The sequence below is a fragment of the Okeania sp. SIO2C9 genome (assembly GCF_010672455.1).
GTDB lineage: Bacteria > Cyanobacteriota > Cyanobacteriia > Cyanobacteriales > Microcoleaceae > Okeania.
This window is the reverse complement of the sequence record NZ_JAAHGO010000297.1, coordinates 1-1,073: the sequence shown is the minus strand read 5'-3', so window position 1 is coordinate 1,073 and position 1,073 is coordinate 1. Positions and strand designations below refer to the sequence as shown.

General features: G+C 40.3%; 1 protein-coding gene and 1 pseudogene. Both read right to left on the bottom strand.

Annotated features, from left to right (window positions below):
- Positions 1–645: pseudogene (locus F6K23_RS41150) on the bottom strand (hypothetical protein); the annotation flags it as partial.
- A 114-nt stretch (positions 646–759) separates the two neighbouring features.
- On the bottom strand, positions 760–1,073 hold a 314-nt coding region (locus F6K23_RS41145; protein ID WP_293167062.1), incomplete at its 5' end, for a phosphoribosylglycinamide formyltransferase.

Sequence of the window (1,073 nt, the reverse complement as noted above, 5' to 3'; positions counted from 1 at the left end):
TTCCTCTAAAAATTTGCTTGTTAACTCCTGATATTTGGGCAGACTACAGTTATTAAATTCTTGAACAATCGCTCCTTCTAAGTCAATTTCTGTTGATTCCAAGCGTTTGAGTTCGATTAATACGGGAATTTTTTTATGCTGATAGCCTGTTTTTTTCCTTTGCAAGGCTTCTAATCCGATTTTACGGAGGAAGGTAGTTTTTCCCATTCCCGGCCCTCCTAATACCAGTAGATATTGCTTGTTATTAGCAACATCAATTCCTGAACGCTTGGCATTATCACTCGAATTAAAATTCCGACGCTGGCGTTTACGGACGGTATCTTCTAAGGCTTCAATAGACTCAAAACTTGGTCGAGTTTCCGGATTAAAAAATTGCCTTGTATAGACATCATCCAAGCTGGCAGGCTCCGACATTCCCAAAACTTTGAATATACCGTGACGCTGAGTATAGTTATGAATATATTTATTGGAGATAGGAAATAGCAAATTCTTGCCTAGCTGAGTTAGATTTCCCGCTCTATCTAACAAAGCTCCTCTCGCGTCGCCCAGTAAATTAATGCCATTTTCCGCGGCTGTTCTGCCAATGGCTAAAGCTATACCATTAGCTGCTGCTTGAAAGATGGGGTCAAGTACTATTTCTATCATCGATAAATTTATTGTTTAAGCGCTAGGGATTCAAATATAGCAACAGGCATATTGGTCTAGACGTAGTATTGTGATTCAAAGTTCCCTAGCGCGTATAGCTATACAATTTAACTTCTATAGATTATGTAATTGCGCAGCTAAAATAATAGCCTCAGGCAAAATACGATGCTCAAGTACTTGAACCCTAGCGTGTAGTGTTTCCGGTGTATCGTCTGGCTCGATTGGCACAGCTGCCTGCATCAGAATCCTACCACTATCAATTTCCAGAGTTACTAAATGAACAGTACAGCCAGTGATTTTTACCCCGGCATCTAGAGCTTGCTCTAAGGCTCGCACTCCTTTAAAACTAGGTAATAAACTGGGATGAATGTTGATAATTTGATTGGGGAAGGCTTCGATTAGTACTTGGGTTACTACTCGCATCCAAA